This window comes from Pseudomonas sp. Irchel 3H9, from assembly GCF_900187495.1.
Taxonomy (GTDB): Bacteria; Pseudomonadota; Gammaproteobacteria; order Pseudomonadales; family Pseudomonadaceae; genus Aquipseudomonas; species Aquipseudomonas sivasensis.
The window spans coordinates 121,611-144,709 of sequence record NZ_FYDK01000004.1 but is presented as its reverse complement, the minus strand read 5'-3'; the positions used below and the strand labels follow the sequence as shown (position 1 = coordinate 144,709).

The window sequence follows — 23,099 nt, the reverse complement described above, 5'->3', positions numbered from 1 at the left end:
GGTCCTGATTGATATCAAGGTACATACATCCAAACACTCCGGGACATTGCCGAAATGCACGTAGCCCAATGCCTGCGGGGCGCCACGACGCTGAGGTTTATTTCAGACTGGCAATGAACGGGTGACCTTCGCCCCCCTGAGCCCGCGAAGGCGTCAAAGTGCGGATGGTCTCCACTGTTTGAACGCAATGACGCGCATCTTCAATGCCATAACCTTTGCCATCCAGTATTGCTTGGTAGCTGACAGTGTGAAGATCGGTAAAACCTTCAGAGAACTCTATCTCTTCCCCATCACAGGTGATCGAGCGAAAGGTGGGCTTTTTACCTTTTACCGACTCTGGCAGGTCGCTGGCATCAATGGAAAGAAACCAGCGTACTCGCGCGTTCTCATACTCCAGATAACCAGCAGCTTTGAAATCGTCAACATAGTGAACGACGTTGCGCTGCAGATTTCCGAATATGAAATGCAACATGTCATAGAAGTGCACACCAATATTGGTGGCCACGCCAAAGGACTTGCGAGAGTCACCCTTCCAACTTTCCATGTACCAGCGGCCGCGACTGGTAATGTAAGTCAAGTCGACCTCATGTTTGTGGGACAGCTTTTCAAGCTGCACACGATTTTTCAGATCGATAATTGCCTGATGGTGACGCAGCTGGAGGATGTTCCAGAGACGCTTACCTGTCTCTCGCTCGATCTGACTCAGATCATCGAGCATGGCATTGGTAGGGACGAGAGGCTTTTCACAGATAACGTCACAACCAAGACGCAGGCCTGCAGCAATATGCGAGTGGTGAAGATAATTGGGTGAGCAGACAGAGACTATATCCAGCGCAGTTGCAGGATCTCGCTTCAATCGCCATGCATGATCGTAAAAGCGCTCGAACTCGGTGAAAAACTCGCTATTCGGTGAAAGACTGTCGATGATGCCTACCGAGTCGTTGATATCGTAGGCACTAACCAGTTCATGACCTGTGTCTTTAATTGCACGCATGTGCCGTGGAGCGATATAGCCAGCAGCGCCAACGAGAGCAAAACGTTTCATGAGAAAGACCTCAAAAAGAGTATCGCCCCACGAGGCAACCAACAACAGCAGGAACGCAGTTAAATGCGCATCCGGTCAGTTGGCTCAACCCCGTGAGACTGGGGCTGTCATGCCTTGATAATGTGAGCAGCAGGCGTACGGTACTTACCACGGCTGTCGATGATCAGTCGTGCCGACGTTTTGATCAACTCGTAGTCAAATCTTTCATGGTCCGTCGCAAGGACCACGGCATCGAACGACCCCAGACTCTCTGGGGTAAGCAATTCACTAGTCAACGTGAAGCTGTGCTCCCGCATCTTCGGGAACACGGGAACGTGCGGGTCGCTGTAAGCAACTATGCCGCCCTTAGCCTCAATCAACTCCATGATTTCCACCGATGGCGACTCTCGCATGTCATCGACATTTTTCTTGTAAGCGATGCCCAGCACTAACACACGGCTGCCTTTGAGCGCCTTATTGTTATTGTTCAGGCCATCCATCAGCTTGCTAACCACATATTCCGGCATGGCCTTGTTGACCTCGCCGGACAGCTCGATGAAACGCGTATGAAGCCCGTACTCACGAGCCTTCCAGGTTAGATAGAACGGGTCGATTGGAATGCAATGACCGCCAAGACCAGGCCCTGGATAGTAAGCCGTGAAACCGAAAGGCTTGGTCGCGGCCGCATCTACGACTTCAAAAATGTCGATACCCATACGATCAGCAACGACTTTCATCTCGTTCACTAAGCCAATATTGACCGCACGGTGGATATTTTCCAGTAGCTTGGTCATCTCGGCAGTTTTGGTAGAACTGACAGTAACAACCTGGTCGATGGCGTGACCATATAGAGCGACGCCCACTTTCAAACAGTTTGGCGTATGGCCGCCGATAACTTTTGGAATAGTGCGAGTTTCAAAGTCAGCATTACCCGGATCTTCTCGCTCAGGCGAGTAAACCAGAAAGATATCCTCTCCCGTAACGAGGTTACCCTCCTCAATCCGAGGCAGTAGTTCTTCCTCAGTAGTTCCAGGATAAGTTGTACTTTCGAGCGAGACGATCTGACCAGCGCGCAGGTAAGGCTTAATTGCGTTGGTAGTGTTAATCACGAAGCTCATGTCCGGCTCGCGATATTTGTTCAAGGGCGTGGGTACACACAGTATCAATGCATCGCACTCACTGACGCGGCTAAACTCACTGGTCGCACGAAAACCATTGGCATATGCGTCCACGATATGATCGCTGGAGATGTGTTCGATATAGCTCTGACCGGCATTAAGCTTGGCGACTTTATCAACATCAATATCGATTCCCAGAACACGATATCCGATAGCATTGTAGCGAAGCATTAATGGCAACCCGACATAACCGAGACCTACAATCCCAATTACTGCCTCTTTTCTCTCGAACTTGGCAATACTCGCCTCAACCAACCCCATAAACTACACCACTCCCTAGCAAAAACTGAAAATCGAAAGAAACAAAAAGCCATCTATTTTTGCGCAGATTCTTCGACCTATTAGGACCGGGCCAGCATTCAAACCACCTTCTGCAATACAAACTTCGGCCAACAAGCGCGATATCTACCACCGCTCTTAAAATATCGTTTTCTGAAGCTTGAGATTTAGCTATAGCGCTCGCACTCAACCTACTCAGAGGCCAGAAAACGAAATCCAAAATACAAATGCAACCCCTTTGTCAATCAGACAAATCTGTTTTTATCTTAAGAAAGCTCTTGAATTATTAATCAACCGATCATCAATGTCGAGAAAAAGACATACGTCCATAAAGTGACAAGCGCCCCTCCTCGAACAGACTCATGCCCCTCCTGAGAGTCATGGCACTTTGCCTGTAAGTGTGTGATTCTTTTCAAACCGACATCAAAATCCTGCAGGCAATTGGGCAAGAGCCTCCACCGAAAACGACTGACAGAGTTGCCCCCTCGCTAGCTCTCCTGATAAACCCCCTAAACAATCCCACACTCCTGCCGATACCCCCTGAAAGCCTTGCGGATTGAACAACCATGCGTAATAACCAACCCGTTACCCAGCGCGAACGTACCTTCCCCGCTCAGCAACGGTTGATCTCAACCACAGATGCCAAAGGCGTGATCACCTACTGCAACGACGCTTTCGTCGAGATCAGTGGGTTTAGTCGCGAAGAACTGGTACGCGCCCCGCACAACCTGGTCCGTCACCCGGACGTGCCGGCGGCGGTGTTCGGGCATATGTGGGCCACGCTCAAACAAGGCTTGCCATGGATGGGCATCGTTAAGAACCGCTGCAAGACGGGCGATCACTACTGGGTTAACGCCTATGTGACGCCGGTCTTTGAAGGCAATCAGGTAGTCGGCTACGAATCGGTGCGCATCAAGCCTACCGCCGAGCAGATCCGCCGGGCCGAAGCGCTCTACCAACGTATCAACCAGGGCAAGTCGGCCGTTCCCCAGCGGGACAAGTGGCTGCCGGTGCTGCAGGACTGGCTGCCGTTTATCCTGATCAGCCAGTTGAGCTTCATGATTGGCGTGTCGCTCAACTCCCACTGGGGCTTTGCCCTGGCGGCGGGTTTGTCGGTGCCTTTGGGCCTGCTGGGCCTGAGCTGGCAACAGCGCGGTCTCAAGCGCCTGCTGCGTTTGGCCGAGCAGACCACCTCCGACCCGTTGATCGCGCAGATGTACACCGACAGCCGTGGCGCTCAGGCGCGCTTGGAGATGTCGATCCTCAGCCAGGAAGCGCGTCTGAAGACATGCCTTACACGCTTGCAGGACACTGCTGAGCATCTCAACGAGCAAGCGGCGCAGTCCAACACCCTGGCCCACAACAGCTCCAGCGGCCTGGAACGCCAGCGCGTGGAAACCGAACAGGTGGCCACGGCGGTCAACCAGATGGCGGCGACCACCCAGGAAGTCGCCAGCCATGTGCAGCGCACGGCGGACGCCACCCAGGAAGCCAATCGCTTGACCGGTCGCGGCCGCGATATCGCCGGGGAAACCCGCGAGGCCATTCAGCGTCTGTCGGTTGCCGTGGGTGAGACGGGCGTGACCGTCACTCAACTGGCCAAGGACAGCGATGAGATCGGCGGTGTTGTTGATGTGATCAAGGGCATTGCCGACCAGACCAACCTGTTGGCATTGAACGCCGCTATCGAAGCCGCTCGTGCCGGCGAGATGGGCCGAGGCTTTGCCGTGGTAGCCGACGAAGTACGGCAGCTGGCGCAGCGTACGGCCGAGTCGACCGGGCAGATCCATGCCCTGATCGCCAAGCTGCAACACACCGCCGCCGCCGCCGTGCAAACCATGGACGCCGGGCATCGCCAGGCCGAAGAAGGTGTGGCGCGGGTGATGGAAGCGGATCAGGCGTTGGTGGGCATCAGTGAGGCGGTGGCGCATATCACTGACATGACCACGCAAATTGCAGCGGCGACTGAAGAGCAAAGCTCGGTAGCCGAAGAGATCAGCCGTAACATCAGCACCATTGCGCTGTTGGCAGATCAGACCTCGGAGCAGGCGATGAACTCGGCGCAGTTGAGTGAGGAATTGACGCATACCGCCAATACCCAGTACTCGCTGGTGGAGCGCTTTAACCGCTAGACCGCTCTCGGGGGCAGGGTTATCTACACAACGCCTAAAGGCAGACACATAACTCTGTGGTGAGCGGGCTTGCCCCGCGCTGGGCTGCGAAGCAGCCCTAATCCAGACACCGCATTTTTTCAGCAACACCCGACTGGCAGGTTTTGGGGCTGCTGCGCAGCCCAGCGCGGGGCAAGCCCGCTCACCACAAGAGCCTCGTTTTCTAAGGGTATGTTTGCATCGAAGATGTGTAGATACCTACGTCCCGATACGTTCCTAACAGGCGCCGAGAAACCTGGCGACCTGCACCGCCGCAGCCTCCAGATGCTGCTCATGGCTGAAGCCCGAAGCCTTCAACGGCTTCAAATCATGATCCCCCGCCACCAGCCACATCACCTCGATGCTCGGTGACAACACATACCCCTCCACCGCCGCCCGATTGCCCAGCGCATCGCGCTCGCCCTGCACAATCAACGTCGGCGTCTTTAGCTCGGCCAAATGCTCGACCCTCGGTTTTTCCGGCTTGCCCACCGCGTAGAACGGATAACCCAGGCACACCAACGCGTCCGCGGCCAATTCATCGGCCAACAGACTCGCCATGCGCCCGCCCATGGACTTGCCACCAATGGCCAGTTTCCCAGCGACATGACGTCGCACCTCGGCATGCACTTCGCGCCAGGCTTCCAGCAGTTTCGGCGCCGGGTTGGGTGGGCGTTTGCCACCGTCCAATCGACGCTGGACCATGTAGGGAAACTCGAAGCGCAACACGTTGACGCCATGCCTGGCAAGGCGTGCAGCCATGTCGTTCATGAAGGATGAGTCCATCGGTGCGCCGGCGCCGTGGGCCAGGATCAGCGTCACCGGTGTACGCGCGATAGACCCTTTCGCGACATCCCACAACCAGCCGTGTTCCCGCACACACTGCGCCCATTGATCCCCGTCAATACTGGCCTTGTGCTCTTTGCCCATGCTTGCCTCGCTATTTAGTCTGCCTATAACTCCAGCCCAAGTGCCGCATTTGCTTGGGTTGAACCGTGGATGGGGAACCATGAACACTACTTTAAGTACCGCCTATAACTACAAGGTGGTCCGCCAATTCGCCATTATGACGGTGGTGTGGGGCATCGTCGGCATGGGGCTCGGGGTTTTTCTCGCCGCCCAATTGGTTTGGCCCGCACTCAACTTCGATTTGCCCTGGACCAGCTTCGGCCGCTTGCGCCCGCTGCACACCAACGCGGTGATCTTCGCTTTCGGCGGCTGCGCACTGTTTGCCAGCTCGTTCTACTCGGTGCAACGCACCTGCCAAACGCAGCTGTTCGCGCCGAAAATCGCCGCGTTTTGCTTCTGGGGTTGGCAGTTGGTCATCCTGCTGGCTGCGATCACCTTGCCGCTGGGCTACACCAGTTCCAAGGAATACGCCGAGCTGGAATGGCCGATCGACATCCTGATCACCATTGTCTGGGTGGCCTACGCCATCGTGTTCTTCGGCACGGTGATGAAGCGCAACACCAAGCACATCTACGTCGGTAACTGGTTCTTCGGTGCGTTCATCATCACCGTGGCGATCCTGCATATCGTCAACAACCTGGAAATCCCGGTCAGCCTGACCAAGTCCTACAGCCTCTACGGCGGTGCGACGGATGCCATGGTGCAGTGGTGGTATGGGCACAACGCGGTAGGCTTTTTCCTCACCGCAGGCTTCCTGGGGATGATGTACTACTTCGTGCCCAAGCAGGCCGAACGTCCGGTGTATTCCTATCGCTTGTCCATCGTGCACTTCTGGGCGCTGATCACCCTGTACATCTGGGCCGGTCCGCACCACTTGCACTACACCGCGCTGCCGGACTGGGCGCAGTCCCTGGGCATGGTGATGTCTCTGGTACTGCTGGCTCCGAGCTGGGGCGGCATGATCAACGGGATGATGACCCTCTCGGGCGCCTGGCATAAGTTGCGCAGCGACCCGATCCTGCGCTTTTTGGTGGTGTCCCTGGCGTTCTACGGCATGTCGACCTTCGAAGGCCCGATGATGGCGATCAAGACCGTCAACGCCCTCTCCCACTACACCGACTGGACCATCGGCCACGTACACGCCGGCGCCCTCGGTTGGGTGGCGATGATCTCCATCGGCGCGCTGTACCACATGATCCCGAAAGTCTTCGGTCGCGAGCAGATGTACAGCCTCGGCCTGATCAACGCGCACTTCTGGCTGGCCACCATCGGCACCGTGCTCTACATCGCCTCGATGTGGGTCAACGGCATCGCCCAGGGCCTGATGTGGCGTGCGATCAACGAAGACGGCACCTTGACCTACTCCTTCGTCGAAACCCTGGTGGCCAGCCATCCAGGCTTCATCGTGCGGCTGGTGGGCGGTGCGGTGTTCCTCAGCGGCATGTTCCTGATGGCTTACAACACGTGGCGCACCGTGCGTTCGCCGCAGCCTGTCGAAGCCGCCACCACTGCGCAGCTGGCCTGAGGAGTCTGTGATGAAACACGAAACGATTGAAAAGAACGTCGGCCTGCTGATGCTGCTCATGGTGCTCGCCGTGAGCATCGGCGGCCTGACCCAGATCGTCCCGCTGTTCTTCCAGGACGTGACCAACAAGCCGGTGGAAGGCATGAAGCCCTACACCGCACTGCAACTGGAAGGCCGCGACATCTACATCCGCGAAGGCTGCGTGCAGTGCCACTCGCAGATGATCCGTCCGTTCCGCGCCGAAACCGAACGCTACGGCCACTACTCGGTGGCGGGCGAAAGCGTGTGGGATCACCCGTTCCTGTGGGGCTCCAAGCGCACCGGCCCGGATCTGGCCCGCGTTGGCGCCCGCTACTCGGACGACTGGCACCGCGCGCACTTGTACAACCCGCGCAACGTAGTGCCCGAGTCGAAGATGCCGGCCTACCCGTGGTTGGTCACGGCCCAGGTCGACAGCAGCCACACCGAGAACAAGTTGAAAGTAATGCGCACCCTTGGCGTGCCATACACCGACGACGACATCAGTGGCGCCGTGGCCAGCCTCAAGGGCAAGACCGAGATGGACGCGCTGGTTTCGTACCTGCAAGTACTCGGCACTGCCATCAAGAGCAAGAGGTGAGCCATGGGATTTGAATTCGATGCGGGCACCATCCGCGGCCTTGGCACGCTGGTCGTTGCCATCGCCTTTATCGGCCTGTCGCTGTGGGTGTTCAACAACCGGCGCAATGAGGAATTCGAGCAGGCGCGCCTGCTGCCCTTCGCCGATGAACCTTCTCCATCCGACGCTCAAGAAGAGCCTGCAACAAGGAGCAATCGGCCATGACCCTATTCTGGAGTACATGGATCTGCGTACTGACCCTCGGCAGCCTGATCGGGCTGACCTGGCTATTGATCGCCACCCGCAAGGGCGAGACCAAGGGCAGTGTCGACCAGACCATGGGCCACGCCTTCGACGGTATCGAGGAATACGACAACCCGCTGCCCCAGTGGTGGTTCATGCTGTTCGCCGGCACCCTGGTGTTTGCGGTCGGCTACCTGGTGCTCTACCCGGGCCTGGGGAACTGGAAAGGTGTGCTGCCGGGCTATGAAGACGGTTGGACCTCGGCCAAGGAGTGGGACAAGGAGATGGCCAAGGCCGACACTAAGTTCGGGCCGATCTTCGCCAAATTCTCGGCCATGCCCGTGGAAGAAGTCGCTAAAGACCCGCAAGCGCTGAAGATGGGTGGTCGCCTGTTCGCTTCCAACTGCGCGGTGTGTCACGGCTCGGACGCCAAGGGCGCGTTCGGCTTCCCTAACCTGGCAGACAACATCTGGCGCTGGGGCGGCTCGGCTGAGGCCATCAAGACCACCATCCTGAACGGTCGCCACGCGGCGATGCCGGCCTGGGGTACGGTGCTGGGTGACGACGGTGTGAAAAACGTCGCTGCCTATGTACGTCACGATTTGGCCAAGTTGCCACTGCCGGCCGATAGCACTGCCGACCTGGATGCGGGCAAAGCGGCGTTCAACACCACCTGCGTGGCCTGCCATGGGCCGGAAGGCCACGGTATGGAAGTCATGGGGGCGCCGAACCTGACGCTGCCAGGCGGCTATATCTACGGCACCAGCCTGGCGCAATTGCAGCAGACCATTCGTCACGGCCGTCAGGGCCAGATGCCGGCGCAGGAACTGTTGCAGGGCAACGACAAAGTGCACCTGCTCGCAGCTTACGTGTACAGCCTGTCTCACAACGCTGATGGTGCAATGCCAGAAAGCGCAGCTCAGTAACACCTGACTGCCGCCCCAATTTGGGGCGGCAGCTCTACTGCGCTACGCGACCAAGTGTCACACCCCTCCAAAGCACAACTTTCCCCTATTGCCATTCGGGTCTACGCTTGCTTGCACAGCGGACCGATCTTGGCGTACGCGACGACAGTCGTTGCGACCCCCAAAATTTCCTGTCCACTCGATCAGCTTTCGATTTCTGATTTTGTCCTTACGCCAAACATGGAAAGGGCGCAGAATCTGGCGTGGAACGCATTGATCCAGGTCAGCCATTGCGTTGCAATGGCCCCTCGCTTTCTACATACTTGCGGCCGATTTTACCTATAAAAAAACCTAAACCGTGGAACCTTAGAATGAGCACAGCAATCAGTCCGACTGCTTATAACTATAAGGTAGTCCGCCAGTTCGCCATCATGACGGTGGTCTGGGGGATCCTTGGCATGGGGCTCGGGGTGTTCATCGCCTCGCAACTGGTTTGGCCGGAATTGAATTTCGACTTGCCATGGACGACCTTCGGTCGCCTACGCCCGCTGCACACCAACCTGGTGATTTTCGCCTTCGGCGGATGTGCATTGTTTGCCACCTCCTACTATGTCGTGCAGCGAACCTGCCAGACGCGACTGATCTCCGATGGCCTCGCCGCCTTTACCTTCTGGGGTTGGCAGGCGGTCATCGTCGGCGCCATCGTCAGCCTGCCACTGGGCTACACCACCACCAAGGAATACGCCGAGCTGGAATGGCCGATCGCCATTTTGCTGGCGATTGTGTGGGTGACCTACGGTGCGGTGTTCTTCGGCACCATCGTCAAGCGCAAAACCAAGCACATCTACGTGGGCAACTGGTTCTACGGTGCGTTCATCGTGGTCACGGCGATGCTGCACATCGTCAATCACGCATCGCTGCCGGTCAGCCTGTTCAAGTCCTACTCGGCGTATGCCGGCGCGACGGACGCGATGATCCAGTGGTGGTACGGGCATAACGCCGTAGGCTTTTTCCTCACCACCGGTTTTCTGGGGATGATGTACTACTTCGTGCCGAAACAGGCCGAACGTCCTATTTACTCGTACCGTTTGTCCATCGTGCACTTCTGGGCATTGATCACCCTCTACATCTGGGCCGGCCCGCACCACTTGCACTACACCGCACTGCCGGACTGGGCTCAGTCCCTGGGCATGGCGATGTCGATCATCCTGTTGGCTCCGAGCTGGGGCGGCATGATCAACGGCATGATGACCCTCTCGGGTGCCTGGCATAAATTGCGCACCGACCCGATCCTGCGCTTCCTTGTGGTATCCCTGGCGTTCTACGGCATGTCGACCTTCGAAGGGCCGATGATGGCAATCAAGACCGTCAACTCGCTCTCCCACTACACCGACTGGACCATCGGCCACGTTCACGCCGGTGCCCTCGGTTGGGTGGCGATGATCTCCATCGGTGCGCTGTACCACATGATCCCCAAACTGTTCGGCCGTGCGCAGATGCACAGCGTCGGGCTGATCAACACGCACTTCTGGCTGGCCACCATCGGTACCGTGCTCTACATCGCTTCGATGTGGGTCAACGGCATCACCCAAGGCCTGATGTGGCGTGCGATCAACGATGACGGCACCCTCACCTACTCGTTCGTCGAAGCGCTGCAAGCCAGCCATCCGGGCTACATCGTCCGCGCCCTGGGCGGTGCGTTCTTCGCTGCCGGCATGCTGTTCATGGCCTACAACGTCTGGCGCACCGTGCGTGCATCGGACCCCGCAGAAGCCGAAGCCGCCGCCAAGATCGCCGTTGTGGGAGCCCACTGATGAAGCATGAAGTAGTCGAGAAGAATATCGGCCTGCTGGCCTTCTTCATGGTCATCGCCGTGAGTATCGGCGGCCTGACCCAGATCGTTCCGCTGTTTTTCCAGGACGTGACCAACAAGCCGGTGGAAGGCATGAAGCCGCGCACCGCCCTTGAACTGGAAGGCCGCGACGTCTACATCGCCAACGGTTGCGTGGGCTGTCACTCGCAGATGATCCGCCCGTTCCGCGCCGAAACCGAACGCTACGGCCACTACTCGGTCGCCGGCGAAAGCGTATGGGACCACCCGTTCTTGTGGGGTTCCAAGCGCACCGGCCCTGACCTGGCCCGTGTTGGCGGGCGTTACTCCGATGACTGGCAACGTGCGCACTTGTACAACCCGCGCAACGTGGTGCCTGAGTCGAAAATGCCGGCGTACCCGTTCCTCGTGGAAAACAAGCTCGACGGCAAGGACACCGCGAAGAAGATGGAAGTCTTGCGCACCCTGGGCGTGCCCTACACCGACGAAGACATCGCCGGTGCAGCCGCAGCCGTAAAGGGCAAGACCGAAATGGACGCATTGGTGGCCTACCTGCAAGGCCTGGGCACCATCATCAAAAGCAAACGGTGATTCTTCATGGATATCGGGATGATTCGTGGCCTGGGCACCGTTGTGGTGATGGTGGCCTTTATCGGCCTGGCGTTGTGGGTGTTCAGCCCCAAGCGCAAGTCGGAGTTTGAAGACGCGACCTTGCTGCCCTTTGCGGATGATCCCGAAGCCATCAAGCACGTCGAGCAAGCTTCTAGGAGTAACAAAGAATGACTACGTTCTGGAGTCTGTACGTCACAGTCCTCAGTCTGGGTACCATTTTCGCCCTGACCTGGCTGTTGCTGTCGACCCGCAAGGGCCAGCGCGCCGAGCAAACCGACGAGACCGTCGGCCACTCGTTCGATGGCATCGAGGAGTACGACAACCCATTGCCCAAGTGGTGGTTCATGCTGTTCGTCGGCACCATCATTTTTGCCCTTGGCTACCTGGTGCTGTACCCAGGCCTGGGCAATTGGAAAGGCCTGCTGCCGGGCTACAACTACCTCGACAACGACAAACAAACCCCCTTCGCCAATGGCCAGACCGGCTGGACCGGTGTGCATGAATGGGAAAAGGAAATGGCCCGGTCGGACGCCAAGTTCGGTCCGATCTTCGCCAAATTCGCCTCCATGCCCATTGAGGAAGTCGCCAAAGACCCGCAAGCCCTGAAGATGGGTGGCCGCTTGTTCGCGTCCAACTGCTCGGTGTGCCACGGGTCCGACGCCAAGGGTGCCTACGGCTTCCCCAACCTGACTGACGCCGACTGGCGCTGGGGTGGGGAGCCGGCGACGATCAAGGAAACCATCATGAAAGGCCGTCATGCCGTGATGCCGGGCTGGCTGCCGGTGCTGCAAGAAGAGGGTGTCAGCGACGTGGCGGCCTACGTGGTCACCCAACTCGACGGCCGCAAACTGCCCGAAGGCGTCAAGGCCGACGTAGCCAACGGCGAAAAACTCTTCGCCGCCAACTGCGTGGCCTGCCACGGCCCAGCCGGTAAAGGCACCCCAGCAATGGGCGCGCCCGACCTGACCCACCCCGGTGCATTCATCTACGGTTCGAGCTTCGCCCAACTGCAGCAGACCATCCGTTTCGGCCGCCAGGGCCAGATGCCGGCGCAGGAACAATTGCAAGGCAATGACAAGGTGCACTTGCTCGCGGCGTATGTTTACAGCTTGTCCCATGGGGATAAGAAGGCCGAGGAGCAGTAAGGCGACCCCCTTACCCAGAAACACCAAAAAACCCTTGTGAGAGGGGGCTTGCTCCCGATGACGGTGGATCAGTATTAGTGACTCTGACTGACACGCCGCTATCGGGAGCAAGCCCCCTCACACATTGGATCTTCGGCTTTTTGAAGGTTGAGCCCGCAAAAACCGTCCATACTTCACAAGTCAATTGATCCAGATCACGTACACCATCAATTGATTTTCCCCAACGCGACCAAAGGTCGCACCCCTTGCGCAGCATCGGGGGCGTATCATTACGCCACTGCAAGACCCCTAATTTGACCCCGGTTGGCACGTACTGGCCGAGGCAAATCTCCACCGCCGTGGGATGCAATGATGAGCGACCAAATACCGGTACATGACGTTACCCCGCCTGCCAAACACTCGACCGCCACCGTCGACCTCTATGCCCCGCGCGAGAAAATCTACACCCGCGCCTTTACCGGCCTGTTCCGCAATTTACGAATGCTCGGCGGCGCTGCTTTGTTCCTGCTCTACTTCGGCACGGTGTGGCTGAACTGGGGTGGCCACCAGGCCGTGTGGTGGAACCTGCCGGAGCGTAAGTTCTTCATTTTCGGTGCGACCTTCTGGCCCCAAGACTTCATCCTGCTCTCGGGTATTCTGATCGTCGCGGCGTTTGGCCTGTTCTTCATCACGGTGTACGCCGGCCGCGTGTGGTGCGGTTATACCTGCCCGCAAAGCGTGTGGACGTGGATCTTCATGTGGTGCGAAAAAGTCACCGAAGGCGACCGCAACCAACGCATCAAGCTGGATAAAGCGCCGATGGGCGCCAACAAATTCCTGCGCAAATTCAGCAAGCACAGCCTGTGGCTGCTGATCGGTTTTGCCACCGGGATTACCTTCGTCGGCTACTTCTCGCCGATCCGCGAACTGGTGTTCGATTTCTTCACCGGCCAGGCCGATGGCTGGTCGTATTTCTGGGTCGGTTTCTTCACCCTCGCCACCTACGGCAACGCCGGCTGGCTGCGCGAACAGGTGTGCATCTACATGTGCCCGTACGCGCGTTTCCAGAGCGTGATGTTCGACAAAGACACCCTCATCGTCTCTTACGACCCACGTCGTGGAGAGCTGCGTGGCCCGCGTAAAAAAGGGATCGACTACAAGGCCCAAGGCCTGGGCGACTGCATCGATTGCACGATGTGCGTGCAGGTGTGCCCCACCGGCATCGACATCCGCGACGGTCTGCAAATCGAGTGCATCGGCTGCGCCGCGTGCATCGACGCCTGCGACAACATCATGGACAAGATGGAGTACCCGCGCGGCCTGATCAGCTACACCACCGAGCACAACCTGTCCGGGCAGAAAACCCACAAGCTGCGACCACGCCTGATCGGTTACGCCCTGGTGTTGCTGGCGATGATCAGCCTGTTGGCCGGGGCGTTCTTCATGCGGTCGCTGGTGGGCTTCGACGTGAGCAAAGACCGCGTGCTCTACCGCGAAAACGCCGAAGGCCGTATCGAAAACGTCTACAGCCTGAAGATCATGAACAAGGACCAGCGCGACCACACCTACGTGCTCGACGCATCAGGCCTGCCAGACCTCAAGCTGCAGGGCCGGCGCGAGATCAAGGTGGCTGCCGGCGATATCGTCAGCATGCCAGTGGAACTGTCGAGTGCGCCGGAACAACTGCCGTCGAGCACCAACGAGGTGAAATTCACCCTCACCGATGCCGATGACGCCAGCGTCAACATTGAAGCCAAGAGCCGATTCATCGGCCCACAAGTTCGATAAAGAGAGAACGGAACAATGCCCTTAGCCACTGCCGCAAGCCCTTGGTACAAGCACCTCTGGCCCTGGATCATCATCGGGATCCTCGCCTGCTCGGTGACCTTGACCTTGTCCATGGTGACCATCGCGGTAAACAACCCGGACAACCTGGTCAACGACAACTACTACGAGGCTGGCAAGGGCATCAACCGCTCACTGGACCGCGAACGCCTGGCGCAGACCCTGCAACTGCGCGCCAAGCTGCATTTGGACGAACTGACCGGTGAAGTCGAGCTGAAGCTCACCGGCTACAGCAACCCGAACACCCTGGAGCTGAACCTGATTTCCCCGACTCAGCCGGAGAAAGATCGCAAAATCAATCTGGCCCGCAGCGACAGCGAACCCGGCCGCTACATCGGACAGGTCACCGACAAAGTCGAAGGCCGCCGCTTCGTGGAACTGCTGGGCGTGGAAGGCGACAAGACCTGGCGGCTGTTCGAGGAAGAAGAAGTCAGCCACGACAAAGACTTGCTGTTGGGTGATGAACCGTTGCAGGGTGCCGAAGACCTGAAAAAATAAACACCTGCGCTTCGCGCATCGCCGGCAATCCGGCTCCTACAGACCCACACCCCTCTCGTAGGAGCCGGCTCGCCGGCGATGGGGCCTTCCCAGCCACCAAAGATCCCGAACCATGACCACCCCCACTCCCTGCTACCACTGCGCCCTGCCCGTACCGCCCGGCAGCCGGTTCACCGCCGATATCCTCGGCGAGCGCCGCGAACTCTGCTGCCCGGGCTGCCAGGCGGTGGCCGAAGCAATCGTGGCCGCAGGCTTGGAAAGCTATTACCAGCACCGCAGCGAAGCCTCGGCCAACCCCGAAACGCTGCCGGTGCAACTGGTGGACGAACTGGCGCTGTACGACCGCGCCGACGTGCAAAAACCCTTCGTGCACCACCAAGGCGAACTGGCCGAAACGACCCTGTTGATGGAAGGCATCAGCTGCGCCGCCTGTGGCTGGCTGATCGAAAAACACCTGCGCAGCTTGCCCGCCGTTGCCGAGGCGCGGTTGAACCTGTCCAACCATCGCTTGCAGGTGCGCTGGGCCGACGGGCAATTGCCGTTGAGCCAAGTGCTCAGTGAGCTGCGCCATATCGGCTATGCCGCCCATCCTTATCAGTCCGACCGCGCCGCCGAGCAACTGGCCAGCGAAAACCGCCTGGCTTTGCGCCAACTCGGTGTCGCCGGGCTGCTGTGGTTCCAGGCAATGATGGCAACCATGGCCACCTGGCCGGAATTCAATATCGACCTGAGCCCGGAGCTGCATGTAATCCTGCGCTGGGTGGCGATGTTTCTGACAACCCCCATCGTGTTCTACAGCTGCGCGCCGTTCTTCAAGGGCGCCATGCGCGACCTGCGCACGCGCCACCTGACCATGGACGTTTCAGTATCCCTCGCCATTGGCGGGGCTTATTTGGCGGGAATATGGACCGCGATCACCGGCGTCGGCGAGCTGTATTTCGATGCAGTGGGCATGTTTGCACTGTTCCTGCTGGCCGGTCGCTACCTGGAACGCCGTGCCCGGGAGCGCACGGCGGCGGCCACTGCGCAGTTGGTCAACCTGTTGCCTGCGTCGTGCCTGCGCTTGAAAGACGACGGCCAGAGCGAACGCATCCTGTTGAGCGAACTGGCCCTGGGCGACCGCGTGCTGGTGCATCCGGGCGCGGTGCTGCCAGCAGACGGCGTGATCCTCGATGGCCAGTCCAGCATTGATGAGTCCCTGCTCACCGGTGAGTACTTGCCGCAACCGCGCCAAGTCGGCGACACCGTCACCGCCGGCACCCTCAACGTCGACGGCGCGCTGACCGTCGAAGTGCGCGCCCTTGGCCACGAGACCCGCCTGTCCGCCATCGTGCGCCTGCTGGAACGCGCCCAGGCCGAAAAACCGCGACTGGCGCAAATCGCCGACCGCGCCGCGCAGTGGTTCCTGTTGTGTTCGCTGATCGCCGCTGCGCTGATCGGCCTGCTGTGGTGGGAACTGGACTCATCACGAGCGTTCTGGATCGTGCTGGCGATGTTAGTGGCGACCTGCCCATGTGCGTTGTCCCTCGCTACACCTACCGCCCTGACCGCCGCCACCGGCACCCTGCACAAACTCGGGCTGCTGCTGACCCGTGGCCATGTGCTGGAGGGCCTGAACCAGATCGACACGGTGATTTTCGACAAGACCGGCACCCTCACCGAAGGTCGCCTGGCCCTGCGCGCGATCCGGCCGCTGGGCGAATTGGGCAGCGACGACTGCCTGGGTCTCGCCGCCGCCCTGGAAAACCGCTCGGAACACCCGATTGCCCGCGCCTTTGGCCGTGCGCCACTGGCCGCTGACGAAGTGCTCAGTACGCCCGGTCTCGGTCTGGAAGGTCGAGTGGGCGAGCGTCTGCTACGCATCGGCCAGCCGGGTTTCGTCTGCGAACTCAGTGGCTGCCCGATCCCCGCTCCGCCGGACGACGCCGGGCAATGGCTGCTGCTGGGCGACCGCAGCGGCGCCCTCGCCTGGTTCGTACTGGATGATCGCCTGCGCAGCGACGCCCCCGCCCTGCTCGCCGCTTGCAAGGCGCGCGGTTGGCGCACACTGCTGCTGTCCGGGGACAGTTCGCCGATGGTCGCCAGTGTCGCCCTTGAGCTGGGCATAGACGAGGCCCACGGCGGCCTGCGTCCCGACGACAAGCTGCACGTGCTGCAACAGCTGCACAAGGAAGGTCGCAAGGTGCTGATGCTCGGCGATGGCGTCAACGATGTCCCCGTCCTCGCCGCCGCCGATATCAGCGTGGCAATGGGCTCGGCCACCGACCTGGCCAAGACCAGTGCCGATGCGGTGTTGCTCTCCAATCGCCTCGACGCTCTGGTGCAGGCTTTCAGCCTGGCGCGGCGCACCCGACGAGTGATTATTGAAAACCTGCTCTGGGCGGGCCTATACAATGGCCTGATGTTGCCGTTTGCTGCTTTGGGCTGGATCACGCCAATCTGGGCGGCAGTCGGCATGTCCATCAGTTCGTTGACCGTGGTACTCAACGCCCTGCGCCTGACTCGCGTGCCGAGCGCACAGGCCGCCAGCGCCCCCTCAATCACCCGCCCGCTGCCCGCGTGAGCCGCGCGGGCATGGAGTGCAGATGCCAGCTTTATACGTGATGATTCCGGCGGCGCTGCTGATAGTGGCCATCGCTATTTACATCTTCTTCTGGGCCGTGGACAGCGGCCAGTACGATGACCTCGACGGCCCGGCCCACAGCGTGCTGTTCGACGACCAGGACCCGAACCACCTGGCCGCCATCGACGAAGCCAACGGTCCGGAACAACCGCCCAAAGACCCACCTCATGCTTGAATTGGCGCCGCTGCTGGTCTCCGCGCTGATCCTGGGCCTGCTGGGCGGCGGTCATTGCCTGGGCATGTGCGGCGGGCTGATGGGCGCGCTGACTTTGGCAATTCCCAAGGAGCAACGCAGTCGCCGGTTTCGCCTGCTGCTGGCGTACAACCTGGGGCGAATCCTCAGTTACGCCACGGCTGGGCTGTTGATCGGCCTGGCCGGCTGGGCCGTGGCCAATAGCCCGGCGGCGATGTTCATGCGCGTACTCGCCGGTCTGCTGCTGATCTGCATGGGCCTGTACCTGGCCGGTTGGTGGAGCGGCCTCACCCGTATCGAAAGCCTCGGGCGCGGCCTGTGGCGGCATATCCAGCCCGTTGCCACCCGTTTGCTGCCGGTGTCCAGCCTGCCCCGCGCTCTACTGCTGGGCGCGCTGTGGGGCTGGTTGCCGTGCGGGTTGGTCTACAGCACCCTGCTGTGGGCCGCGAGCCAGGGCAATGCGCTGGACAGTGCCTTGCTGATGCTCGCGTTCGGGTTGGGCACCTGGCCCGTGCTGCTGGCGACTGGGCTGGCCGCCGAACGCGTCACCGCGTTATTGCGCAAACGCAGCGTGCGCATGGCCGGTGGATTGCTGGTCATTGTGTTCGGTATTTGGACCTTGCCAGGGCCGCACCAGCACTGGCTGATGGGCCACTAAAAGGCCATGTGGCATAGCGCCGCTGCTCGTTGATGCAAATCAAGATGCCCTCTGCTCCACGCCTCTAGACTCGGCCCACTAGCCTATCCGGGGGACGCCCGCATGCTCGACGCCATTCGTTGGGACACCGATCTGATTCATCGCTACGACCTGGCGGGACCGCGCTATACGTCCTACCCCACCGCCGTACAATTCGACAGCCAGGTCGGCACCTTCGACCTGCTGCATGCCCTGCGCGACAGTCGCAAGGCTGTGCGCCCATTGTCGCTGTATGTGCATGTGCCGTTCTGCGCGAACATTTGCTACTACTGCGCCTGCAACAAGGTGATCACCAAAGACCGTGGCCGCGCCCAGGCATACCTGCACCGCTTGGAGCAGGAGATCCAAATGGTGGCCTGCCACCTCGACCCGAAACAGCCGGTGGAGCAGTTGCATTTCGGCGGCGGCACGCCGACGTTTCTCAGCCACGACGAACTGCGTCAGGTCATGGGCTCCCTGCGCCAGCACTTCAATTTGCTCGATGATGATTCCGGCGACTACGGCATCGAAATCGACCCGCGCGAAGCCGACTGGGCCACCATGGGCCTGCTGCGTGAACTCGGTTTCAACCGCGTCAGCATTGGCCTGCAAGACCTCGACCCCGAGGTGCAGCGGGCCGTTAACCGCCTGCAAAGCCTGGAAGAGACTCGCGCAGTAATCGATGCGGCGCGCACTTTGCAGTTTCGCTCGATCAATATCGACCTGATCTACGGCCTGCCCAAGCAAACGCCGATCAACTTCGCGCGCACCGTGGAAGAAGTGATCAAGCTGCAACCGGATCGCCTGTCGGTGTTCAACTATGCGCACCTGCCGGAGCGCTTCATGCCCCAGCGGCGCATCGACAGCGACGAGCTGCCAGCACCGGCGGAAAAACTGCTGATGCTGCAAACCACCATCACGCAATTGACCGAGGCGGGTTATCGCTACATCGGCATGGACCACTTCGCTCTGCCGGATGACGAACTCGCCATCGCCCAGGAAGAAGGCACGCTGCAACGCAATTTCCAGGGCTACACCACCCACGGCCATTGCGACCTGATCGGCCTGGGTGTGTCGGCGATCAGCCAGATCGGCGACTTGTATTGCCAGAACAGCAGTGACCTCAACGGCTACCAGAACACCCTGGCCGGCGCGCAGCTGGCGACCAGCCGTGGCTTGGTCTGCACCACAGACGATCGACTAAGACGGGAAGTGATTCAGCAGTTGATCTGCAATTTCAGCCTGGTATTCGAGCGTATCGAACAGGCCTTCAATATTGATTTTCGCGGGTACTTCGATGAGATCTGGCTGCAACTTGAGGCCATGGCCAAGGACGGCCTGATCGCGCTCGACGCCCAGGGCATTCGGGTGCTGCCCGCAGGGCGCTTACTGGTGCGCTCGGTGTGCATGGTGTTCGACGCGTACCTGGAACACCAGAACCGGCAACGGTTTTCACGGGTGATCTAGTTACATCGACAACGAAGCGGCCTTGAGCGCCTGATCGGCACTCATGGTTTTCATGGCCTTGGCCAAGGAGATTTGGGCCGTCATCAAGCCGGCCTGCAAGGAACTGATGGCACCTTGCACGTTAGCGACCTTGGCCTGAACCTCCTCCGGCGTCAGGCTTTTGTCCGCGGCGATGGCCTGAAGCTCCGCCAATTTTTCGGCGATCTGCTGCTTCAACTGACGGATCATTTTAAGAACTTGCTTAACGTTGTCGTCCAGACCGCTGTCGTCGATATCGGCGTTGGCACTTTTGGCCGCACCCGCAGCCTTGAAGCCATCCGGCGAAATGCTCACCTTCACGCCTTCGCTCGTGGCAGGCGTTGACACGGCATCCTGCGTCTCAACCGCCGCAGCGGGCGGGGCAGGCTCTGGGTTTGGCACACGGATGGAGGGGTTGTTGGCGGCGATGATCAACATGCGCTGAGCTCCTGCTCATGAACGTACTCATATGTATCGGCACCGATACACAAAGCTTTATACGGCTGTCTGTTTTTTGTACACGCTGGCCTCACTGCCCCCCAGTGCGTTACCCTTACGTCTTATGTGTGTTTTCCCACAAGGATTTAAGAAATGTCCGAGCCAGTCAAACTGCGCGCTCACAGCCAGGCTCACTGCAAGGATTGCAGCCTGGCCCCCCTCTGCCTGCCACTTTCGCTGAATCTGGAAGACATGGATGCGCTGGACGACATCGTTAAACGTGGTCGCCCGCTGAAGAAAGGCGAGTTTTTGTTTCGCCAGGGCGATCAGTTCGACTCCGTCTATGCAGTACGTTCGGGCGCGTTGAAGACGTTCAGCCTGAGCGACAACGGCGAGGAGCAGATCACCGGTTTTCACCTGCCCAGCGAACTGGTGGGTTTGTCGGGCATGGACACCGAGATGCATCCCGTGTCGGCCCAGGCGCTGGAGACCACGTCGGTGTGCGAAATCCCCTTCGAACGCCTGGACGAACTGGCCATCCAATTACCTCAACTGCGCCGCCAGTTGATGCGCGTGATGAGCCGAGAAATTCGTGACGATCAGCAGATGATGCTGCTGTTATCGAAGAAAACCGCCGACGAGCGCATCGCGACATTCCTGGTCAACCTGTCGGCCCGGTTCCGGGCACGCGGTTTCTCGGCCAACCAGTTCCGCTTGAGCATGTCGCGTAACGAAATCGGCAACTACCTGGGTCTGGCGGTGGAAACCGTGTCCCGCGTGTTCACTCGTTTCCAGCAGAACGAGTTGATTGCCGCCGAAGGCAAGGAAGTGCACATTCTCGACCCGATCCAGCTGTGTGCGCTGGCGGGTGGTTCTCTAGAGGGTTGATGCAGACACTTGTGGCCGCGCCAATCGGTGAGGCCGCAGGTATACTTCGAGTCCGTTTTCCTCCCAGGACTCTTCGACGATGACCTTCGATTCGTTCGACATCAAATCCCTGATCCGCCCCGTCATCGACTTCCCCAAGCCTGGGGTGATCTTCCGTGACATCACGCCGCTGTTCCAATCGCCCAAGGCCCTGCGCCTGGTGGCCGATACCTTTGCCCATCGCTATGTCGAAGCCGATTTCACCCACATCGGCGCGATGGATGCCCGCGGGTTTCTGATCGGTTCGATCATTGCCTACCAACTGAACAAACCGCTGATCCTGTTCCGCAAGCAGGGCAAGCTGCCGGCCGATGTCCTGGCCGAGGGTTATCAGACCGAATACGGCGAAGCTTTACTGGAAGTGCACGCCGACAGCCTGTGCGAAGGCGACTCGGTGCTGATGTTCGATGACCTGATCGCCACAGGCGGGACCTTGATCGCTGCGGCGAACCTGGTGCGGCGCATGGGTGCGAAGATTTTTGAAGCCGCGGCAATTATTGATTTGCCGGAGCTGGGTGGCTCGCAGCGTTTGGAAGACATGGGGATTCCGACGTTTTGCCTGACGCAATTTGCGCTGTCCGAGCGGTAATATTTGGCGGGACTGACGCTATCAAGGGCTGCCCCCTCCCACACTTGAAGGTGTTTACACATCAAAATGTGGCAGAGGGCTTGCCCCGATGAGGCAGGTAAGCCGCCTCAAAGCCCCATCTGTTTGCTGATGATTTCATTCATCACTTCACGAGTGCCGCCGCCGATCGACAGGATACGGTTGTCGCGATACAGCCTCTCCACCAGGCTGCCGCGCATATAGCCCTGGCCGCCGAGGATCTGCACGGCGTCATAAGTCACCCGATCGGCGGTATCGGTGGCCAGGTTCTTGGCCATGGATATCTCCTTGATCACACTCTTGCCAGCGGCCATCTTGGCGGCTTGGCGGTAGGTGAATTCCCTGGACACTTCCACAGCCGTCGCCATTTCCGCCAGGCGATGCTTGAGCACCTGGAATTTGCCAATGGGCTTGCCAAATGCTTCACGCTGCGCGGCCCATTTGAGGCTTTCCTCAAGCGCAAGCTGCGCGGTCATATTGGCCATCAACGCCAGCGCCAGCCGTTCACTCTGAAAGTTGCCCATGATGCAGGCAAACCCCATGTTCTCGGCGCCGATCAGGTTGCCTACGGGCACTTGGCAATCATCGAAGAACAACTCTGCCGTGTCCGACGCCCACCAACCCATTTTCTTCAGGGGCTGGCCGACGGTGAAACCCGGGGTGTCTTTTTCGATGAGCAACAGGCTGATGCCGCCAAAGCCTGGCCCGCCGGTACGAACAGCAACGGTGTAGAAATCGGCGCGGTTGCCGCTGGTGATAAAGGTCTTGCTGCCGCTGACCCGGTAAACGTCGCCATCACGCACGGCGCGGGTGCGCAGGCCGGCTACATCGGAGCCGCCGCTGGGTTCGGTGACGGCCAAGGCGATGATCTTCTCGCCCGAGAGCACTTGCGGGGCCACACGTTCGCGCACTTCGGGCCGCGCCCATTTGACGATGGGAGGCAAGCCGATATCCAGCGAGCCCAATCCCGCGACCACGCCGCCGGAGCCGCAGCGCATCAATTCCTCGCTGACGGCCACCTTGGCGAACAGATCGCCCTCGTGACTGCCGCCCAAGGATTCGGGATAACCGATACCGAGGATCCCCGCCGCACCGGCCTTAAGGTACAACGCTCGGGGAAAGCTCTCCGCCTCCTCCCATTGCTCGATGTCCGGTAACAGCTCGCGCTCGACAAAACGGCGCACGCTGTCGCGGAGCAATTGGTGGCTGGGGTCGAAGTAGTCCTGATAGGCAGACATCGGCAAGCTCCACGGAGAGGTGGAGCGAAATTACCAAGCGCTTGCTTGGTTAGCAACACAGATCTCAATCACACCGCAAAACCATTGTGGGAGGGGGCTTGCTCCCGATAGCAGTGTGTCAGCCAATAGATTCATGGCTGATCCACTGCCATCGGGAGCAAGCGCCCTCCCACATTTGGCTGGTGTTGATC

Annotated in this window: 22 protein-coding genes; 17 read left to right on the top strand and 5 right to left on the bottom strand. The window is 59.6% G+C overall.

Annotated elements, in window-relative coordinates; translation table 11 throughout:
* Positions 1-97: 97 nt before the first annotated feature.
* Positions 98-1,045 (bottom strand): Gfo/Idh/MocA family protein, encoded by a 948-nt coding sequence (locus CKW32_RS15895; protein ID WP_095185373.1) that lies wholly within the window; start codon positions 1,043-1,045, stop codon positions 98-100.
* A 107-nt stretch (positions 1,046-1,152) separates the two neighbouring features.
* Positions 1,153-2,463 carry a UDP-N-acetyl-D-glucosamine 6-dehydrogenase gene (gene wbpA, locus CKW32_RS15890; RefSeq protein ID WP_095185372.1) on the bottom strand — a complete coding sequence of 437 codons (1,311 nt, stop codon included), beginning with the start codon at positions 2,461-2,463 and terminating at the stop codon, positions 1,153-1,155.
* Between the two features lie 584 nt (positions 2,464-3,047).
* Between wbpA and CKW32_RS15885 the strand changes: the two genes are divergently transcribed.
* A complete protein-coding gene (locus CKW32_RS15885) occupies positions 3,048-4,613 on the top strand; it encodes a PAS domain-containing methyl-accepting chemotaxis protein (RefSeq protein ID WP_032887688.1) in 1,566 nt (521 codons plus the stop codon).
* A gap of 255 nt (positions 4,614-4,868) precedes the next feature.
* Here the strand turns inward: CKW32_RS15885 and CKW32_RS15880 are convergent, their stop codons facing one another.
* Positions 4,869-5,561 (bottom strand): alpha/beta fold hydrolase, encoded by a 693-nt coding sequence (locus CKW32_RS15880; protein ID WP_095185371.1) that lies wholly within the window; start codon positions 5,559-5,561, stop codon positions 4,869-4,871.
* Between the two features lie 79 nt (positions 5,562-5,640).
* Here CKW32_RS15880 and ccoN (CKW32_RS15875) point away from each other — a divergent pair, with 79 nt between their 5' ends.
* From ccoN (CKW32_RS15875) to hemN, 14 genes are all read left to right on the top strand, one after another.
* Complete coding sequence (gene ccoN / locus CKW32_RS15875) at positions 5,641-7,065, top strand: cytochrome-c oxidase, cbb3-type subunit I (protein WP_032887684.1); 1,425 nt, start codon at positions 5,641-5,643, stop codon at positions 7,063-7,065.
* A 10-nt stretch (positions 7,066-7,075) separates the two neighbouring features.
* A complete protein-coding gene (ccoO, locus tag CKW32_RS15870; protein WP_032887682.1) occupies positions 7,076-7,684 on the top strand; it encodes a cytochrome-c oxidase, cbb3-type subunit II in 609 nt (202 codons plus the stop codon).
* A gap of 3 nt (positions 7,685-7,687) precedes the next feature.
* Positions 7,688-7,888 (top strand): cbb3-type cytochrome c oxidase subunit 3, encoded by a 201-nt coding sequence (locus tag CKW32_RS15865; protein ID WP_032887681.1) that lies wholly within the window; start codon positions 7,688-7,690, stop codon positions 7,886-7,888.
* A complete protein-coding gene (gene ccoP, locus CKW32_RS15860) occupies positions 7,885-8,832 on the top strand; it encodes a cytochrome-c oxidase, cbb3-type subunit III (RefSeq protein ID WP_032887679.1) in 948 nt (315 codons plus the stop codon). Before CKW32_RS15865 ends, ccoP (CKW32_RS15860) begins: the two co-directional genes overlap by 4 nt.
* A gap of 350 nt (positions 8,833-9,182) precedes the next feature.
* Positions 9,183-10,625 carry a cytochrome-c oxidase, cbb3-type subunit I gene (ccoN, locus tag CKW32_RS15855; RefSeq protein WP_032887677.1) on the top strand — a complete coding sequence of 481 codons (1,443 nt, stop codon included), beginning with the start codon at positions 9,183-9,185 and terminating at the stop codon, positions 10,623-10,625.
* Positions 10,625-11,233 carry a cytochrome-c oxidase, cbb3-type subunit II gene (gene ccoO, locus CKW32_RS15850; protein ID WP_003193167.1) on the top strand — a complete coding sequence of 203 codons (609 nt, stop codon included), beginning with the start codon at positions 10,625-10,627 and terminating at the stop codon, positions 11,231-11,233. Before ccoN (CKW32_RS15855) ends, ccoO (CKW32_RS15850) begins: the two co-directional genes overlap by 1 nt.
* 6 nt (positions 11,234-11,239) lie before the next feature.
* On the top strand, positions 11,240-11,425 hold the full coding sequence (locus tag CKW32_RS15845; RefSeq protein WP_003175465.1) for a CcoQ/FixQ family Cbb3-type cytochrome c oxidase assembly chaperone: 186 nt from the start codon (positions 11,240-11,242) through the stop codon (positions 11,423-11,425).
* Entirely contained in the window at positions 11,422-12,399 is a 978-nt protein-coding gene (ccoP, locus tag CKW32_RS15840; RefSeq protein ID WP_095185370.1) for a cytochrome-c oxidase, cbb3-type subunit III, read from the top strand. Before CKW32_RS15845 ends, ccoP (CKW32_RS15840) begins: the two co-directional genes overlap by 4 nt.
* Before the next feature lie 351 nt (positions 12,400-12,750).
* Positions 12,751-14,166, top strand: coding sequence for a cytochrome c oxidase accessory protein CcoG (ccoG, locus tag CKW32_RS15835; protein ID WP_032887674.1), 1,416 nt, complete (start codon positions 12,751-12,753; stop codon positions 14,164-14,166).
* A gap of 15 nt (positions 14,167-14,181) precedes the next feature.
* Positions 14,182-14,721, top strand: coding sequence for a FixH family protein (locus tag CKW32_RS15830; protein ID WP_032887673.1), 540 nt, complete (start codon positions 14,182-14,184; stop codon positions 14,719-14,721).
* 112 nt (positions 14,722-14,833) lie between these two features.
* Complete coding sequence (locus CKW32_RS15825) at positions 14,834-17,284, top strand: heavy metal translocating P-type ATPase (RefSeq protein ID WP_095185369.1); 2,451 nt, start codon at positions 14,834-14,836, stop codon at positions 17,282-17,284.
* Positions 17,285-17,306: 22 nt separating this feature from the next.
* Positions 17,307-17,519: a cbb3-type cytochrome oxidase assembly protein CcoS gene (gene ccoS, locus CKW32_RS15820; protein ID WP_032887669.1), complete on the top strand. Its 213-nt coding sequence runs from the start codon at positions 17,307-17,309 to the stop codon at positions 17,517-17,519.
* Positions 17,512-18,195, top strand: coding sequence for a sulfite exporter TauE/SafE family protein (locus tag CKW32_RS15815; RefSeq protein ID WP_032887667.1), 684 nt, complete (start codon positions 17,512-17,514; stop codon positions 18,193-18,195). Before ccoS ends, CKW32_RS15815 begins: the two co-directional genes overlap by 8 nt.
* A 102-nt stretch (positions 18,196-18,297) precedes the next feature.
* Entirely contained in the window at positions 18,298-19,680 is a 1,383-nt protein-coding gene (gene hemN, locus CKW32_RS15810) for an oxygen-independent coproporphyrinogen III oxidase (RefSeq protein WP_095185368.1), read from the top strand.
* Here hemN and CKW32_RS15805 read toward each other — a convergent pair whose 3' ends face one another.
* On the bottom strand, positions 19,681-20,136 hold the full coding sequence (locus CKW32_RS15805; protein WP_095185367.1) for a hypothetical protein: 456 nt from the start codon (positions 20,134-20,136) through the stop codon (positions 19,681-19,683).
* Positions 20,137-20,289: 153 nt separating this feature from the next.
* Between CKW32_RS15805 and fnr the strand changes: the two genes are divergently transcribed.
* Positions 20,290-21,024 (top strand): fumarate/nitrate reduction transcriptional regulator Fnr, encoded by a 735-nt coding sequence (gene fnr, locus CKW32_RS15800; RefSeq protein ID WP_032887662.1) that lies wholly within the window; start codon positions 20,290-20,292, stop codon positions 21,022-21,024.
* Positions 21,025-21,103: 79 nt separating this feature from the next.
* Entirely contained in the window at positions 21,104-21,652 is a 549-nt protein-coding gene (locus CKW32_RS15795) for an adenine phosphoribosyltransferase (protein ID WP_095185366.1), read from the top strand.
* A 107-nt stretch (positions 21,653-21,759) separates the two neighbouring features.
* Here CKW32_RS15795 and CKW32_RS15790 read toward each other — a convergent pair whose 3' ends face one another.
* Positions 21,760-22,908, bottom strand: a complete 1,149-nt coding sequence (locus CKW32_RS15790) for an acyl-CoA dehydrogenase family protein (protein ID WP_032887658.1) — start codon at positions 22,906-22,908, stop codon at positions 21,760-21,762.
* Positions 22,909-23,099: the final 191 nt, after the last annotated feature.

Bases quoted from the DNA above. Each gene is read 5' to 3' on its own strand.
- CKW32_RS15880 (WP_095185371.1), bottom strand. From the start codon at position 5,561: ATGGGCAAAGAGCACAAGGCCAGTATTGACGGGGATCAATGGGCGCAG.
- CKW32_RS15815 (WP_032887667.1), top strand. From the start codon at position 17,512: ATGCTTGAATTGGCGCCGCTGCTGGTCTCCGCGCTGATCCTGGGCCTG.
- CKW32_RS15790 (WP_032887658.1), bottom strand. From the start codon at position 22,908: ATGTCTGCCTATCAGGACTACTTCGACCCCAGCCACCAATTGCTCCGC.
- CKW32_RS15885 (WP_032887688.1), top strand. From the start codon at position 3,048: ATGCGTAATAACCAACCCGTTACCCAGCGCGAACGTACCTTCCCCGCT.
- ccoP (WP_095185370.1), top strand. From the start codon at position 11,422: ATGACTACGTTCTGGAGTCTGTACGTCACAGTCCTCAGTCTGGGTACC.
- ccoN (WP_032887677.1), top strand. From the start codon at position 9,183: ATGAGCACAGCAATCAGTCCGACTGCTTATAACTATAAGGTAGTCCGC.
- ccoN (WP_032887684.1), top strand. From the start codon at position 5,641: ATGAACACTACTTTAAGTACCGCCTATAACTACAAGGTGGTCCGCCAA.
- ccoG (WP_032887674.1), top strand. From the start codon at position 12,751: ATGAGCGACCAAATACCGGTACATGACGTTACCCCGCCTGCCAAACAC.
- CKW32_RS15795 (WP_095185366.1), top strand. From the start codon at position 21,104: ATGACCTTCGATTCGTTCGACATCAAATCCCTGATCCGCCCCGTCATC.
- ccoO (WP_032887682.1), top strand. From the start codon at position 7,076: ATGAAACACGAAACGATTGAAAAGAACGTCGGCCTGCTGATGCTGCTC.
- wbpA (WP_095185372.1), bottom strand. From the start codon at position 2,463: ATGGGGTTGGTTGAGGCGAGTATTGCCAAGTTCGAGAGAAAAGAGGCA.
- ccoO (WP_003193167.1), top strand. From the start codon at position 10,625: ATGAAGCATGAAGTAGTCGAGAAGAATATCGGCCTGCTGGCCTTCTTC.
- hemN (WP_095185368.1), top strand. From the start codon at position 18,298: ATGCTCGACGCCATTCGTTGGGACACCGATCTGATTCATCGCTACGAC.
- ccoP (WP_032887679.1), top strand. From the start codon at position 7,885: ATGACCCTATTCTGGAGTACATGGATCTGCGTACTGACCCTCGGCAGC.
- CKW32_RS15830 (WP_032887673.1), top strand. From the start codon at position 14,182: ATGCCCTTAGCCACTGCCGCAAGCCCTTGGTACAAGCACCTCTGGCCC.
- CKW32_RS15845 (WP_003175465.1), top strand. From the start codon at position 11,240: ATGGATATCGGGATGATTCGTGGCCTGGGCACCGTTGTGGTGATGGTG.
- ccoS (WP_032887669.1), top strand. From the start codon at position 17,307: ATGCCAGCTTTATACGTGATGATTCCGGCGGCGCTGCTGATAGTGGCC.
- CKW32_RS15825 (WP_095185369.1), top strand. From the start codon at position 14,834: ATGACCACCCCCACTCCCTGCTACCACTGCGCCCTGCCCGTACCGCCC.
- fnr (WP_032887662.1), top strand. From the start codon at position 20,290: ATGTCCGAGCCAGTCAAACTGCGCGCTCACAGCCAGGCTCACTGCAAG.
- CKW32_RS15805 (WP_095185367.1), bottom strand. From the start codon at position 20,136: ATGTTGATCATCGCCGCCAACAACCCCTCCATCCGTGTGCCAAACCCA.
- CKW32_RS15895 (WP_095185373.1), bottom strand. From the start codon at position 1,045: ATGAAACGTTTTGCTCTCGTTGGCGCTGCTGGCTATATCGCTCCACGG.
- CKW32_RS15865 (WP_032887681.1), top strand. From the start codon at position 7,688: ATGGGATTTGAATTCGATGCGGGCACCATCCGCGGCCTTGGCACGCTG.